At 60.2% G+C, this 13,638-nt stretch carries 15 protein-coding genes and 1 pseudogene; 8 read left to right on the top strand and 8 right to left on the bottom strand.

What is annotated here, in order from left to right; all coding sequences use genetic code 11:
- The first annotated feature begins 186 nt into the window (after window positions 1–186).
- Window positions 187–1,695: a tetratricopeptide repeat protein gene (locus RPS27_RS21515; RefSeq protein ID WP_313754292.1), complete on the top strand. Its 1,509-nt coding sequence runs from the start codon at window positions 187–189 to the stop codon at window positions 1,693–1,695.
- 240 nt (window positions 1,696–1,935) lie between these two features.
- Here RPS27_RS21515 and sigJ read toward each other — a convergent pair whose 3' ends face one another.
- Window positions 1,936–2,838, bottom strand: coding sequence for an RNA polymerase sigma factor SigJ (sigJ, locus tag RPS27_RS21510; RefSeq protein ID WP_313754563.1), 903 nt, complete (start codon window positions 2,836–2,838; stop codon window positions 1,936–1,938).
- 210 nt (window positions 2,839–3,048) lie between these two features.
- Between sigJ and RPS27_RS21505 the strand changes: the two genes are divergently transcribed.
- Complete coding sequence (locus tag RPS27_RS21505) at window positions 3,049–3,504, top strand: carboxymuconolactone decarboxylase family protein (RefSeq protein WP_018642933.1); 456 nt, start codon at window positions 3,049–3,051, stop codon at window positions 3,502–3,504.
- A gap of 208 nt (window positions 3,505–3,712) precedes the next feature.
- On the opposite strand, the gene RPS27_RS21500 is transcribed toward RPS27_RS21505, so the two are convergent.
- The gene (locus tag RPS27_RS21500; protein WP_313754291.1) at window positions 3,713–4,675 is read right to left on the bottom strand and encodes an ABC transporter substrate-binding protein; all 963 of its coding nucleotides are present in this window, start codon (window positions 4,673–4,675) and stop codon (window positions 3,713–3,715) included.
- Window positions 4,676–5,167: 492 nt separating this feature from the next.
- Between RPS27_RS21500 and RPS27_RS21495 the strand changes: the two genes are divergently transcribed.
- The 5 genes from RPS27_RS21495 to RPS27_RS21475 all read left to right on the top strand — a co-directional run bounded on the left by RPS27_RS21495 (window position 5,168) and on the right by RPS27_RS21475 (window position 9,608).
- On the top strand, window positions 5,168–5,941 hold the full coding sequence (locus RPS27_RS21495) for an ABC transporter substrate-binding protein (RefSeq protein ID WP_313754290.1): 774 nt from the start codon (window positions 5,168–5,170) through the stop codon (window positions 5,939–5,941).
- Between the two features lie 867 nt (window positions 5,942–6,808).
- Window positions 6,809–7,768 (top strand): DUF3618 domain-containing protein, encoded by a 960-nt coding sequence (locus RPS27_RS21490; RefSeq protein ID WP_313754289.1) that lies wholly within the window; start codon window positions 6,809–6,811, stop codon window positions 7,766–7,768.
- A gap of 12 nt (window positions 7,769–7,780) precedes the next feature.
- On the top strand, window positions 7,781–8,461 hold the full coding sequence (locus tag RPS27_RS21485) for a hypothetical protein (protein ID WP_313754288.1): 681 nt from the start codon (window positions 7,781–7,783) through the stop codon (window positions 8,459–8,461).
- Window positions 8,458–8,874, top strand: coding sequence for a phage holin family protein (locus RPS27_RS21480; protein ID WP_313754287.1), 417 nt, complete (start codon window positions 8,458–8,460; stop codon window positions 8,872–8,874). The genes RPS27_RS21485 and RPS27_RS21480 overlap by 4 nt, the downstream gene beginning before the upstream one ends.
- Before the next feature lie 20 nt (window positions 8,875–8,894).
- Entirely contained in the window at window positions 8,895–9,608 is a 714-nt protein-coding gene (locus RPS27_RS21475) for a hypothetical protein (RefSeq protein WP_313754286.1), read from the top strand.
- Between the two features lie 82 nt (window positions 9,609–9,690).
- Here the strand turns inward: RPS27_RS21475 and RPS27_RS21470 are convergent, their stop codons facing one another.
- The 5 genes from RPS27_RS21470 to RPS27_RS21450 all read right to left on the bottom strand — a co-directional run bounded on the left by RPS27_RS21470 (window position 9,691) and on the right by RPS27_RS21450 (window position 12,524).
- Window positions 9,691–9,954, bottom strand: coding sequence for a GlsB/YeaQ/YmgE family stress response membrane protein (locus tag RPS27_RS21470; RefSeq protein WP_313754285.1), 264 nt, complete (start codon window positions 9,952–9,954; stop codon window positions 9,691–9,693).
- Window positions 9,955–9,992: 38 nt separating this feature from the next.
- Window positions 9,993–10,445 carry a YidB family protein gene (locus tag RPS27_RS21465; protein ID WP_313754284.1) on the bottom strand — a complete coding sequence of 151 codons (453 nt, stop codon included), beginning with the start codon at window positions 10,443–10,445 and terminating at the stop codon, window positions 9,993–9,995.
- A 409-nt stretch (window positions 10,446–10,854) separates the two neighbouring features.
- The gene (locus tag RPS27_RS21460; RefSeq protein ID WP_313754283.1) at window positions 10,855–11,034 is read right to left on the bottom strand and encodes a hypothetical protein; all 180 of its coding nucleotides are present in this window, start codon (window positions 11,032–11,034) and stop codon (window positions 10,855–10,857) included.
- A gap of 62 nt (window positions 11,035–11,096) precedes the next feature.
- Window positions 11,097–11,414 (bottom strand): hypothetical protein, encoded by a 318-nt coding sequence (locus RPS27_RS21455; protein WP_313754282.1) that lies wholly within the window; start codon window positions 11,412–11,414, stop codon window positions 11,097–11,099.
- Window positions 11,415–11,438: 24 nt separating this feature from the next.
- Window positions 11,439–12,524, bottom strand: a complete 1,086-nt coding sequence (locus RPS27_RS21450; RefSeq protein WP_313754281.1) for a DUF1236 domain-containing protein — start codon at window positions 12,522–12,524, stop codon at window positions 11,439–11,441.
- 647 nt (window positions 12,525–13,171) lie between these two features.
- Between RPS27_RS21450 and RPS27_RS21445 the strand changes: the two genes are divergently transcribed.
- A complete protein-coding gene (locus RPS27_RS21445) occupies window positions 13,172–13,399 on the top strand; it encodes a hypothetical protein (RefSeq protein ID WP_313754280.1) in 228 nt (75 codons plus the stop codon).
- Window positions 13,400–13,490: 91 nt separating this feature from the next.
- On the opposite strand, the pseudogene RPS27_RS39740 reads toward RPS27_RS21445, so the two are convergent.
- A pseudogene (locus tag RPS27_RS39740) lies at window positions 13,491–13,638 on the bottom strand (glycosyltransferase family 4 protein); the annotation flags it as partial.

Here is a 13,638-nt window from a genome sequence, read left to right as displayed (position 1 = left end):
GCGGAGAACGCGGTCAGATCGACGCGAATGACCCTGACCGGACATTATTGGGACCTCGTGGACCGGCGATCCCCCGAGCCGGCAAATAAAAAAACGCGGATGAGTCAGGTGCCTTGACCAACCTTAAGCTGTGCAATTCTGCTAGTGTTGGAAGTCCAGGCCGGCGGTCCGAGCGCGGAGGCAGCGGTGACAAACTGGGAAGTGTCGAACGGCCCACTTGGCGAACCGCCATCCGAGAATGGGCAGCCGGGCAAACCGGCGTCCAATGAGAAGGAACGGGAGAAGCCGCCATCTGATCGCAACTTAAAGATTCGCTTGCGGGCGCGATTGCAGGTGATCGGGGGCGCGCTTGCCTCGATTGCTGCCGTGGGCGCGATCGCGGGTGGCCTCGTTGGCTACTGGACCGTTTGGAAGACACTCCGCACAGACGTGTTTCCGGAAAGCCAAAAAACACAGAAACAGGCTACGATCCGGCCCGATGTTGCTCCTCGTTTGTCCCTTGTTGTCCTGCCATTTGCAAATCTCAGCAACGATGCGGAGCAGGATTATTTCGCTGACGGAATTACGACCGATCTGACAACAGACCTCGCGCAAATGCCTGAGACGTTCGTCATCGGTCGCGGGACGGCTTTCACCTATAAGAAAAAGCAGGTTGATCTAAAGGCGCTCGGCAAGGACCTTGGCGTCCGATGGGCGGTACAGGGAGCGGTGCAACGGGCCGGAGATCGGGTCCGTATGAACGTATCACTTTCCGACCTGTCGACCGGTCGCGACGTCTGGTCGGACCGCTTTGACGGCGATCGGTCAAATCTTCCGTCCTTGCAGGAACAGGTCACGGCTAGGCTCGCCCGTTCCCTCAACGTCGAACTCATCCAAGCCGAAAGCCGACGCAGCCAAATAGACAGACCGACCAATCCAGACGCTGTGGATTTCAGCATGCGCGGCTGGGCGAAGCGTTATGGTCCACGGACCAAGTTGACGAATGCAGAGGCAAACGGCTTGTTCGACAGCGCACTGCGCCTCGATCCGAGCAACATAGATGCAATGATCGGTAAGGCGTCGTGCATAGCGGATGGTGTGATCTACGGATGGTCAACATCCGTAGCGGAGGACAAAAGGACGGCGCTCAAGCTAATTGATCAGGTTCTCGCACAACGTCCAGCGGCCGCCAACGCGCACGCAGCCAAGGGAAACATATTGAATTATGGAAATCCTGAGGAAGCCTTGCCTGAATATGACGCAGCTTTGGAAATCGATCCAAATTCGCCTGTCGCGTATGCATCTAAGGGGATCGTACTTGTTACGGCGGGACGCGCGGCCGAAGCGTTTTCTCCCATTCAGATCGCTTTGCGCCTAAGCCCCAAAGATCCGGCTGCTGGGACTTGGCATTTTTTCCTCTGTCACGCTCATGTCCATCTAAGCCAATACAGGGAAGGTATTGAGGAATGTAGGCGCTCCATAAATTTGAACAAATCGGACTGGTTTCCGTATCCAGATCTGATTGCCGCCTATGAAGCCACTGGCCAATCGGAAATGGCCCAGCAAGTAATCGTGGAATTAAACGCAATCCGACCGGACTTCACGATCCAGTGGTTCAAGCAAATCGGCTACGCACGTTCGAACAATCCGCAGTTTCGTCGTGAGTACGACGGCATCATCGAAGGACTCAGAAAAGCTGGCGTTCGCGAGCAATGACGCGACGGAAACCTCATGGCTTGGTTTACGGGCAGACGAGAGCAAATGAATAAGGTCTCCTCCTGGCCCACGGCTGCCGCATCCCACGGCCGAGGATATGTCGGCTTTCCGGGGCAGACTGGACCTAACTTAAGCCAAGCCCAAACGTCGCGATTGACCCGAAGCGGACGTCGATCGTGGGCGAGCCTCGTATGCAGCCCATCAAACGATTCTCCACGTTGCCGCAGTCACTCGGCCAGTTCATGAAGCTGGCGGTACCGGCGAGATGCGTTCTGGAAAGTCCATTTCTGTCGCTAAGTGAGACAGCTTGTCCGGGTTTTTGACGATGTAGATCGCGGTGATCCCATCCTCGCGGATTTCGAGCGCAGTCGTCTGCAGAAAACCGCGTCCATCGAGGCTAACGTAGCCTGGCAGGCCGTCGATAGTGACGACACGAAGCAGCGTCGGCGGTACGACATATTTGCGCCGCTGCCTCGCAAAAAGGCGCAGGGCCCGCTCGATCCCCCGAATGACATTGCGGAAAGCAAGGACCTTGCCGCCGCCATCGGCATGGATCTCGACATTCCTTGCCAGCAGAGCCGAAAGCGCCGCCACGTCCCCGTCGCGTGCTGCGGCGAAGAAAGCACGGGTGATCCGATCCGCATCCGCGGGTTCGACGTCGAAGCGGGGACGTGCGGCCTGCACGTGCTTGCGGGCGCGCGCCGCGAGCTGACGAACAGCGGCCGGCTCGCGGCCGAGGGTGATGGCCACTTCGGTCAGCGGCACGTCAAAGACGTCGTGGAGAAGGAAAGCGGCCCGCTCCAGAGGCGACAGACGCTCAAGGGCCAGCATCAACGTGACCGTGACGTCGTCGGCGACCGTCTCGTCCTGCTCCACGGAACCCACGAGTGGATCTGGCAGCCACGGTCCGACGTAGGTTTCCCGGCGCGCCCGCGCGGAGCGGCGTCGGTCGAGGCACAGGCGTGTGACAATGCGGGTCAGATAGGCGGGAGGCGAATCGACGCCACCCTCCACCCCGACCCACCGTAGCCATGCGTCCTGAACGACGTCCTCCGCCTCGGTGAGCGAGCCCATCATCCGATAGGCCAGGCGTGTCAGGCGCCTGCGCTCCGTTTCGAACTCGGTGGTCCGCTGATCGTCCATCGCCTCCATCCGCCCAGTTTCCTCGCAGATCATATCCGCTGTCACCGTCGCTCGCGCATCCCGAACCCAAGGATAAGACGATCGGACGTGCCTGGATGTGACATCGGCCGCTTTGAATGGAACCGCCGAGCGCCATGTCACACCCTGACCGCTTGGCCCGTCATGGCTCCGAGCGTCGAATCTCCGGCGTTCCGAACAACGAGGCACGTCATGAGCGAGAACAAGCGGCTGGTCTGGAACGAAGTGGCGCCGCAGGGTGCAAAGGCGCTCTTCGGCATCCACCACTACATCACCACGGGTACCGACCTGCCCCACGAACTGATCCACCTCGTCTTCCTGCGGGTTTCGCAGATCAACGGCTGCGCGCACTGCATCGACCTGCACACCCGGGACCTCTTGGCCACGATGCCTTTTCAAAAAGTCGCACTCGTTCCGGTCTGGGCCGAGGTGCCCCACCTGTTTCCCGACAAGTACCGCGCTGCCCTCGCGTGGGCGGAGGAAGTCACGCTCGTTAGCGAGACGCACGCCTCCGACGAGGCCTATGCTGCAGCAAGCGCGGCTTTCGCGCCAAAGGATCTCGTGGACCTCACCATCACGATTGCGGCCATGAACGCGTTCAACCGGCTGGGGGCGCCCTTTCGGCTCCCGGTCAAGACCAAGGCCTGATCCCCTTCTTTCCATCATCACCGAATGGCCCCAGAGCGGTTCCGATTCCACCATTTAAGATCCAATCCCAGGGCTGTGTCGAGCTGCGAGACGTTGGGCGAAGTTCGGTTTGGCTGAGATATGGTCTGCTGATCGGGGCACAATGGAAGTGATACGCCGCCATTCAAACGAGCGCTTTTGACCCCAAGCGGACTTTCGGTGCCTCAATCTACTCGATCACTCTGTCTGCCAACAGGAGCACTTGCTCCGGGACGGCCAAATGCAACGCTTTGGCCGTTTGGAGATTGATCACGAACTGAAACTTCGTCGGTTGCTCAACCGGCAAGTCCGCTGCATTCGCACCTTTTAGGATGCGGTCCACGTAATCGGCCGCTAAAACAAATAGAGCCTTGATGTCCGGCCCGTAAGCCATCAACCCACCCAGGTCCGGGTAATTGGTGACCTGATATACTGTCGGCAGGCGGTACTTAAGTGCGATTGATGGCAACGACGGCCGCGGCGGGTCCGCAAGTACGTAGACGATTTCGCACTCCGCGGCCTGCATGTCGGCGAACGCCTTTTCGACGTCCTCGGGGTTGGGCGCAACGAACCGTTGGGCTGAAATGCCGATGACGCCCGCCGACCTGGCCGCTACGTCGGCCAAAGCCGGATGCGTCGGGTTGTTTGAAGTGAGTACACCGATTTTCCGGACCTTGGGAAACAGAAGGCGAATAATGTCGAGCGTCTTCGCTGTGAGATCACCGAACATATTTGCAACGCCGGTGATATTACCACCGGGCTTGGCAAAACTTCTGACGAAGCCAGAGCCGATCGGATCGGTGGCTGGCGCCATGATGATCGGAGTCGTCGAGGTCGCTCGTTGTGCAGCTGCAATAGCAGGCGTCGCTTCGGCAATTATGATGTCCGGCTTTAGTGCAACGAGATCCTCGACTAATTTCGGTAACAGCGCGTAGTGTCCCTTCGCTTCGCGCAGTTCGAATATAAGGTCCTTTCCCTCCCGATATCCTTTGGCTTCCAAAGCTTCTCTGAACCAGCCGATGATCCGGTCGCCTTGTCCGGAGGTAACCAGCGCGACGCGCCATGGCTGCGATCGCTGGGCGTGCACCACGGCGCCAATGGCAACTAAAGAAGCTGTCGTAAGCAAGGCACGACGCGTTACTGAACGAGCCATGTGTCTCTCCTTGAGTTCGCACTGCGAGGTTAGCACGGGCGGATTCTTCAAAGAATATGGTCTCGCTTGCTGCGGCACGTGAGTCCGGAACTGGCCCATCGCTGCCGTATCTCACGGCAGAGGATACATCGCCTGTCAGGCGTAGACCGGACCTTACGAAAGCCGAGTCGCAATGTCGCGATTGACCCATTGCAGAAGTTCTGGCCCTGGACCGCGAGCTATGATCCAATGCATTAAGAGAGTGCCGTGGGGAGTGTGTCTTCATGAGGCGCCGCTTTTTCCTTCTGGGGCTAACACTTGCGGCCGTGATGCCGTCGGCCGGTGCTCAGCAATTGCGGAAAATGAAGCGAATGGCGATGCTGTCTCCAGCCGCCAAAATCGGCGACATGACCGCCAGTAGCAAGAATAGCTATTTTCGATCATTCTTCGAAGAATTAAGCCGACGCGGATATGTCGAAGGGCAGAACATCATAGTCGAACGCTATTCAGGCAATGGTGAAACGGCACGGGTATCCGCAAGTCGCCGCCGATATCGTTTCAACGCATCCAGACGTAATCTTCGCGTCAGGAACCCCTGTCGCAGTTCAACTTAAGAAGATAACTCAATCCATCCCAATCGTGTCGGTTTCTGCAGATCCTATTGCGTTGGGGCTCGTCTCTTCGCTGGCTCGCCCTGGTGGAAACCTCACTGGTGCGAGCATTGATGCTGGGTTAGAGCTTCACGGCAAACGATTCCAACCGCTCACTGAGATGATACCTAGCCTCTCGAAAATCTACTATCTGGCGTCCGCTGGGTACTGGGAGAGGGAGGCTGGCATTGCCGCGCGCTCGGCAGCACGACGTGTAGGTATTCCGGTTATCGAACTCCCGTTAGGTAGGACCGTTTCGCAACGGGCCTACGAAGAAGTCTTACTCTCGCTGCAACCCGGTGAGCGCAGCGCCCTGCTCGTCTCCGACGAGGGTGAACATCTTCCGCTCCGTCAGTCGCTGGTTGACTTGATCGCCGCTCGTCACCCGCCTGCGTGCTACCCCTTCCGAGAATTCGTGGAAGCCGGCGGTCTTATGTCTTACTCGGTCGATCTGGCAGACCTTTTTCGGCTGATGGCTGCACAAGCTTCTGACATCTTAGAGGGCAAGAAGCCGAGTGAAATCCCCGTCTACCAGCCGACTAAGTTTGAGCTGGCTATCAATGCGAGGGCTGCCAAGGCTTTGAACCTCGATCTTTCACCATCCTTCCTTGCTCAAGCCGATCACGTTCTTGAATAATGCTAATCGTGGCGGCGAATTAGGCTGGGCAAGGTCTCTTCTTGGCCCGTGACTGACCTCCCCTTTCGGTTTCGCAGGGTCCGCTTCCCAGGGCTGAGCGGAAAGTCATCGTGCAAACGCCCAGGGAAGCCTTTGACGTTTAGCAGGCTTAGCGGGCGAGGAGACACGGCGTCCGAACACCGGCCGCCACCCTCGGTTCAACCACGCCTCGCCTTGAAGCAGCGTCGCTCCGACACCATAGTCGCAGGATTGCAACTTTTTCCCGGTTCGACTGTTGAGGTGATACCCGGTCGCGACGGTTGCGCCGGCTACAGGGAGGCAGAATACATGAAATGGATTTACAGGCTTAGCTATTTGACGTGCGCTGTTGCCATAGCTTCTACAACGTCCGTCTCGGCCATGCCTGTTGCGACTTCGAATGCAATTGGTGGACCTGCCTCGACCGCGATCGAAGTCAAAGGTGGCCACGGCCATGGCGGCGGTCACGGATGGGGGCACCGCGGTGGCCGCGGCCATCATTACGGGTGGGGAAGGGGCCGTGGCCATCACTATGGCTGGAGCCGCCACCGTCATTGGTGAATCATAACCAGGGCCGCTCAATAGCGGCCCTTTTTATTTCGTGGGCCAGACAGCGAAGCGTTCTCTGGCCCTGACGTTCCTCGCGACAGTGTCTTCTTACGCCGGCGTCTTCTCCGCGGATATCCGGCAAGCAGCTTTACCGCTACCGCTGAGCACTCCCCTTCCCTTAAGCAAAACCGTTTTGTCGCCTGGCAGGCTGCCAAGCGATGCGAGGAACGATTCAAGAAAGGGTGAGTTCGATTCTCAAATTCAAGAAATCAAATTCAAGAGATATGAAGAGGTATCCCGATGACACGATCCGTGGAGGAGTTGAGACGCGAGTCCGAGCGCAGCCGCGCGGAGCTGGCCGCGACGGTGGGGCGATTGAGGGAGCAGATATCGGACACCGCCGATGACATTCGCCACAAGATCTCGCCGCAGCACATGAAGTCCGAAGTTACCGAATACGTCAGCCATAAGACCCAGAGTTGGGTTGACGGGCTCAAGCAACAGGTCATGGACAATCCGATGCGCGCAGTGGCTGCGGGCGCCGCAGTCGGTATCCCGCTGCTCCGCTTGGTGCGAGGCACGCCGCTGCCACTTCTCATGATCGGCGCCGGACTGGCCCTGACGTCGAAGACGGTGCGGGATCGCGCTGCAGACGTCACCCGCCCGGTCATGGACAAAGCGGAACACATGCTTGGGGACGTGACGGAGGGCGCCCGAGCCGTACAGGGCGACGCCAAGGAGACGCTGTCGTCCGCCCAAAGCCGAGCCGCCGGGATGACTGCTGACGTGCAGGACAAGGCCGCTGGTCTTGCCTCTGGCCTGCGGGCGAGCGCAGCGCAGGCTGCCAGCTTCGCAAGTGAAAAGCTGAAGATTGGCATGGATGCCGCCAAGGATGCCGCTGCGAACGCGCCCGACCAGGCCCGACAAACCATCGGCGACAATGCCTCGCTGATCGGAGGATTGGGCATCGCGATCGGCGCCATCATTGCTGCCGCTCTTCCAGAAACCAAGGCCGAAGCCAAGGTGATGGGCCGGGCAAGTGACGGTGTGAAGCAGGCTGCGGCCGCTGCGGCGCAATCCGGGTTCGAGGCGGCGAAAGATGCGGCCACATCCGCAGCCGACGCTGCGACGCAAAAGGCCGCCGAAGCCGATCTTGGCAGCCATACCAGCCGTTTGACGCAGAACATGGCGGACACATTGAAGGAGGCAGCCGAAGACGTGGTCAAAGCTGCCTTTAGCCCCTCTCAAACCAACACTTGAAGGAATACCATCATGAGCGATTTGGACCCACACAACGTCACCCAATTCGGAAAGAACCAGGACAAGGGCGCCGCGAAGGACTTGAAAGAACAGCTTGGCGAGGTCGGAGCGGAGATGAAGCAGCGCGCCGGCGATGCTTTCCAGACATCGGCCGGTCTTGCACGGGATAAGTTCGGCGAGGCCGCGGATGCAGCGAAGGGCGTCGCAGACGGGGCCGTTGACCAGATCCAGAGCCAGGCCCGCGAGCAGCAGCGGTCCGGCGCCGAATTCATCGAGCGCCTGGCGGGCAACATTCGCGAAGCCGGCCGCGCGTTTGAGGCAGACGTGCCTTTCGCGGCGCGGGAGATCGATTCCGCCGCCGACTATGTCGAGGACGCTGCGCAGAAGGTCCGGGAAGGGAGCTTCAGAGATCTCCTCCAGGGTGCGACCGATTTTGCCAAGCGTCAGCCCGCTGCCTTTCTCGGGATATCGGTGCTGGCAGGGTTCGCGGCCGTCCGCTTCCTCAAGGCATCGGGCGAGCGCTCGTCATCCTCTCAGCAGCGCGACACGACAGAGAGATCGTCGTCGTCGCAACACGGTCAGAGGCCGGGCGGTTCGTTCTCGGCGGGACAACAAACCTGGTCTCAGGGCTCTATGCAGCGTAGTTCTGATACGAAACAAACCTCGTCGGCACAGGGCAGCAACGTACCATGAGCATCGAGCGCGATATCAAAACCAGCCAGGGCGAATTCAGGGCTATCTCGACGCTGCTCGGCGACGCCCTGTCGCAGTTCGCCAAGCTCTTCCAGAATGAAATGGACCTGGCAAAGGCGGAGCTCGGCGAGAAGCTTCAGAAGATCGGTGGGGCGTTAGGCCTGATTGTGGGTGGCGCCGCTCTGGTGATCCCGGCGATCATCATGGCGCTGTTCGCCTTGTCGGCCGCGTTGATCTCGGCCGGATGGTCGCCGGCTGTCTCCTATCTGACCTCGGCAATAATTGCGGGGGTCATCGCCGCCGTACTGTTTGCTATTGGCGTCAACCGGCTCGATGCGCGTCAGCTGACCCCTCGGGAAACGATCAGCCAGCTCGAAAAGGATAAGGATACGGTGAAGGGGATGGTGCGATGAGAAGCGCAAAGAGCAGCTTTATGGACAGTTTGGTGACCGCCGCCCGGGAAAACCCGCTCGCCGCCGCGCTGATCGGGGGCGGAGCGCTCTGGTTGCTCGCGGGCGACCAGAGGCTGAAGAATGCGGCGCGATCGGCGACGGAGGCCTTTGCATCCGCTGCCGACGCTGGGACGAGTGGTCTCAGGTCGGCGGCATCCACCGTCAAGCAGACCGTGGCGCCTCCGACCGCACCTGAGATGGACGACCACGGGTCGATGGGCGCCGGAGACGCGTTTCAGCGCGCGACCACTGCCGCTTCCGATGCGATGGCGGGAGCTGCCGACAGCGTGCGCGACCGCTTCGACGAGGGAGTCGCCTTTGCACAGGAGCAATTCAGCAAACTCGGCAGTTCGTTTCCCGACAGACAGACCGTCAACAGCGCGAAATCGTCACTTACGGATGTGCTCGAGCGGCAACCTCTCGTTCTCGGGGTCGTGGGTATCGCGATCGGTGCAGCGGTTGCAGGCTCGTTTCGCTCGTCCGATATCGAGAACAAGTACGTCGGCGACGTCAGCGACGATGTGAAGGCGGATCTGAATCGACGCGCCGGTGCCGTCTCGCAAGCTCTGAGGGAAGCTTCGGACACCGTCGTCGCGGAGATAAGCGACACCGGTGCCGAACTTGTGGACCGCCTCAAGCAAACTGGCTCTGATGTTGCCGCCGCTGCGCGTGCGGAGGTGAAGTCCCCTTCATGAGTGATATCGCAGGAGCCCGATGGCGACCGCGCGCTCCTGCGATCCGAGATGGTCGCTCAGCAAAAGCCTGAATTTATGCTCTTCAAATCGCGCGCCTTTGTCGGCCGGCGAAGAGGCCATACACAAAGAGCACGATGATGGCGCCCACCACGGCACCAACGAGTCCGGCACCCTCTCCTGGACGGTACCAGCCAAGAGCTTGGCCGAGATAGGTTGCAACGAAGGCGCCGACGATGCCGAGGACGGTGGTGAGAATGAACCCTGATGGTTCGTTGTCACCCGGCATGATAAATTTTGCGATTATGCCTGCGATAAAGCCGATGATGATCGTCCAAAAAATTCCCATTCTCCGCTCCTTCGAATAAACGACCCGTTCAACTGCTATTAGGCTGGGAGACGCCCCTCAGGCGTGTACTGGTCGATCGCCTGTGGCAGCTCACGCGATAACCTTGCGAGAATTTCTTCTTGAGAGAGCCCGGTCTCCTTCTCGAGCTTGTCCAAGACGTCGGGCCCGATTGCTTCCCGGAGCTGCGGAGGCGAGATTTCCTTGTTCGGCCCAGAACTGACCCAAGACTCGGCCGTGTCTCCATGGCCGTTCTGGTTGAATTTCTCCAAGAGTTCGCCAATTCCTCCTTGCAGCAGGCCCCCAACGCCTGCGCCGCTCAACATACCTGTAAGATTTCCGAGAAGGCCGCCGAGCGGCTGCTGGGGGTTGGCTGGCTCCAGCGATCCGGCGCCCGGCCCTCGAAGCAATTCCGCGAGCTTGTCTCGATTTTGATACCCGGCGATCGCCAGCATTCCGAGAAATGCGGTCAGGGAGGGCATTCCGCGGCTCATGTTAGGACTCCTCAACAGGTTAAACACTCGAACTCGGGGAAGACAGCTGAGTTCCTAACGCCGCCAGACAGGACGATGCCATCGACGAACTGCGCCAGATGGTCGAAGACGACATCGAGGCAGCGGAAGTTCGTCCAAGAACTAAAGCGCAAGCTGAACTAAGGCTGCTTCAGTTGGCGGCCTCAATCATTCGGCGACGTTGACTTTCGCTTGTGGCCCGATGGCGAAGTGCGTTTTGGTTCAGGTATTGTCAGCGTATCGGGGCATACCGGAAGTGACGCGGCGCTGCTCAAACGGGCGCTTCTGACCCAAACCGGACCGCGTATGCGGTGCCGGCTAAGAGCGCGCTGGGCAGGTTAAGAAGTCGGTTCCATACCACCCACCAAGTGGCTGAGTTTGAGTAAGTTACTCAAGCGAAATTAGCGCGTCTCGTATCAGCGGTGGAATCCTGGCTGCCGAGCAGCTTCAGCGCCGTCTCGATCTTCGCGAGTAGCGCCTGGATTTCGGCAGTCTCGTTCGGACCGGGATCGGCTTCGAGCCGCGCCAGCAACTCCTCTTTCTGGGTCAGGAGCTTCGCAACAGCCGACATCTCATCATCCCCACAGGAAATCGACGGAGAAAGGGCCGCTCTGAGAGCGGCCCTTTCGCAGTTCACCAGCTTCGGGTGCCGAAGCTGAAACCGATGCTCGGGCCACCGCCATAGTAGCCGTAACTGCGATCGTAATAGCCGGGGCCGCCATCGTAGCCGTAGCCTCTGCGGACTACGTACCCGTCGTCCCCGCCGTAGTAGCGCTGGACGTAGCGCGGGCCGCGGGTCCGGTAGCAACGGCCGTACTCGTCGCAGACGAGACGGACCTGCTCGGTGGCACCGAGCCCGGCCGAAGCGATGGCCGCAGGCGCGAGCGGGGCCGCATTCGCGGACGCCGCCATCAGGGTCGCCGTGAGCGCTCCCAACACGATGGTCTTCATTGTTTCTCTCCTACCGTTGCGAGATCAATCGATCTCTTCGATGACGCGACGCTCATGGGGCTCGACGATGTAGGTGCGGCTGTCCCGGTTGATGTACCGGTACTCGCGAAGGGTCGGAGCATCCCGATAGACCTCCTCCGGGAAGGCCTCGATCTCCACTCCCTCCGGCACGCGCTCGCCGGTCCGGATCTCAGTCCGGACCGAACTGCCGGTGGTCACCCGCTTCTCGCGCTCGACCGGGCGCGCCTTCGCGTGCTTGCGGACGACCTCGCGATCGCGGTCGCTGAACGTCACCTTACGTTGCTCCGTCCGCGCCGGCGCGGCCGCTGTCGACCGGCCCGAGTACGGCAGGATCGTCACGATCTTGTAGGTCGAGGGCTCGACGATCACGATCTCGTCCTTCACCAGGACGAAGTTGTAGCCTCGATACTGCGGCACGATCTCGACGACCTCGGCCGGCAGCGGCTGCAGGCGGACGTCGCGCGGGACGACGGTGCCCACCGACAAGGAGAAGTTCACGTTGGTGAGCGGCTGCACGTTCAGGTGGGAGATCGACGCGCTGATCCGGGTCCGCTGCTGGTCGTTGACCGACGCATTCACGTTGGTGTTCGACGAACGATCCGCCGTGTTCTGCTGATTGTTCGGCTGCTGCGCGGTGTTGGTCGAGCCGCTACCCGAGGGCGACTGCGCCTGGTTGGCGCCGGAAGCCGGCGGATTGGCGCTTTGCGTCGTGCTAGACGGCGAGTTTGTCTGCGCCTGGTTGGACGGCGTCGTCGTCGGGTTCGGCGGCTGATTGGTCTGGGCCTGGTTCGTCGAGTTGCCCGCGGAGGGCGCCTGGGTGGTGTTGGTGCCTGACCCGGAATTGGACGGCGGGCTACCGGCGGTCTGGTTGGTCGGCGACTGGCTCTGAGCCGAGTTGCTCGAGGGAGTGGTCTGAGCCGAGCCCGACGGATTCGAGGGTGTCGACGTCGAAGAGGACGGCGTCGACGTAGAGTCCTTTTGCTGCGTTGCGGACGGAGTGGAGCTCGACGTGCTCGGAGACGACTGCGCGAACGCCGAAGTCGCGATGGCAACCGCAGCGGTCGTAGCCAAGAATAAACGCTTGTTCATCTGAAACCTCACAAATGTGGACGCCGATCAACCCTCGGCGCCGCCTTCGGTTCCGAATCGGGAAAAGTCGGCAAATTCGGGGCGAGTCGAGCTTGCGATTTCCACGGCGACCGGACATGCTTCTTCGCGGACGGCAAACACGCGTTAACCAGAAGGGCGTCGCCGCCCTATCGTTCTTGAGCGCCGCTCCCACACGATCTTCCATGGCATCGTGGCCCGCTGTGTATCATTTGATACATTTGCGCCCTGTCCGAACTTTTACGACTTACCAAACGCCAAGCGGCGGAGCGCGCCCGATGAAAAGACTGAAGGATTCCCTGGAAGAAGTCGGCAATCCGACCTGTCCGTATTGCCGTGTAGAGATGAGATGGTTTCGGTCCGAACTCGTCCGGGACAATCCCACGACGATGATCGCGCACCTCTTCGTCTGCCCAAATTGCAAGCGCGCGCAACGACAGGACACGGATTTCGAGCCGGTCGTCGTGCCGCCAGACAGGCTGGACGGACCGCGATTTCAGGTCATCGAGGGGGCAAGCAGACCACCTGAAAGCGGTTCCATCATAATTTCCAGACCGGGAAAAAGTGGAACTTCTGCCGCGTCCGCCTCGTTAGCAATAGCCACTTTACAACTGCTTGAGGAGGACTCCATGAAGAAGCTGATCGTGTGCGGCGCGCTCGCCGCTTTCGCTCTCGGCACCCCGGCCGCGAGTGCCGCCGAGTTCTACATCGTCCGCGATGCGACGACCAAGAAATGCACCGTCGTCGACACCAAGCCGACGACCACCACCACGACAGTGGTGGGCAACGGCGTCTACAAGACCAAGACGGAGGCCGAGTCCGCCGTAAAGACCACCAAGGTCTGCACCGAGCAATGATCGCTCGGCAGCTCAGGCCGATTTAACGAGCGGCTCGTCCGGTACGCCGGGCGGGCCGTTTTGTTTCGGCCGAACGATTCCTTCGGAGGCGCTACCTGCCAGCGACCAGCTCGCGATATCGTTCTTCGTATTCCTTCGCCATTCGGCTCGCGACGAAGCGCTCCTCGAAGCGGGCGCGGACCCTTCGTCGGTCCAAGCGGATTACCTTCTCGACTGCTTCGATCGCCTCCTGCTCGCCA

This window comes from Bradyrhizobium sp. WYCCWR 12699, assembly GCF_032144035.1.
In the GTDB taxonomy this organism is placed as follows: Bacteria; Pseudomonadota; Alphaproteobacteria; order Rhizobiales; family Xanthobacteraceae; genus Bradyrhizobium.
This window is presented reverse-complemented; position numbering and strand designations above follow the sequence as displayed.

Coding starts and splice junctions, on each gene's coding strand:
- sigJ (WP_313754563.1), bottom strand. CDS start 2,838: ATGGACGATCAGCGGACCACCGAGTTCGAAACGGAGCGCAGGCGCCTG.
- RPS27_RS21505 (WP_018642933.1), top strand. CDS start 3,049: ATGAGCGAGAACAAGCGGCTGGTCTGGAACGAAGTGGCGCCGCAGGGT.
- RPS27_RS21500 (WP_313754291.1), bottom strand. CDS start 4,675: ATGGCTCGTTCAGTAACGCGTCGTGCCTTGCTTACGACAGCTTCTTTA.
- RPS27_RS21495 (WP_313754290.1), top strand. CDS start 5,168: ATGGTGAAACGGCACGGGTATCCGCAAGTCGCCGCCGATATCGTTTCA.
- RPS27_RS21490 (WP_313754289.1), top strand. CDS start 6,809: ATGACACGATCCGTGGAGGAGTTGAGACGCGAGTCCGAGCGCAGCCGC.
- RPS27_RS21485 (WP_313754288.1), top strand. CDS start 7,781: ATGAGCGATTTGGACCCACACAACGTCACCCAATTCGGAAAGAACCAG.
- RPS27_RS21480 (WP_313754287.1), top strand. CDS start 8,458: ATGAGCATCGAGCGCGATATCAAAACCAGCCAGGGCGAATTCAGGGCT.
- RPS27_RS21475 (WP_313754286.1), top strand. CDS start 8,895: ATGGACAGTTTGGTGACCGCCGCCCGGGAAAACCCGCTCGCCGCCGCG.
- RPS27_RS21470 (WP_313754285.1), bottom strand. CDS start 9,954: ATGGGAATTTTTTGGACGATCATCATCGGCTTTATCGCAGGCATAATC.
- RPS27_RS21465 (WP_313754284.1), bottom strand. CDS start 10,445: ATGAGCCGCGGAATGCCCTCCCTGACCGCATTTCTCGGAATGCTGGCG.
- RPS27_RS21460 (WP_313754283.1), bottom strand. CDS start 11,034: ATGTCGGCTGTTGCGAAGCTCCTGACCCAGAAAGAGGAGTTGCTGGCG.
- RPS27_RS21455 (WP_313754282.1), bottom strand. CDS start 11,414: ATGAAGACCATCGTGTTGGGAGCGCTCACGGCGACCCTGATGGCGGCG.
- RPS27_RS21450 (WP_313754281.1), bottom strand. CDS start 12,524: ATGAACAAGCGTTTATTCTTGGCTACGACCGCTGCGGTTGCCATCGCG.
- RPS27_RS21445 (WP_313754280.1), top strand. CDS start 13,172: ATGAAGAAGCTGATCGTGTGCGGCGCGCTCGCCGCTTTCGCTCTCGGC.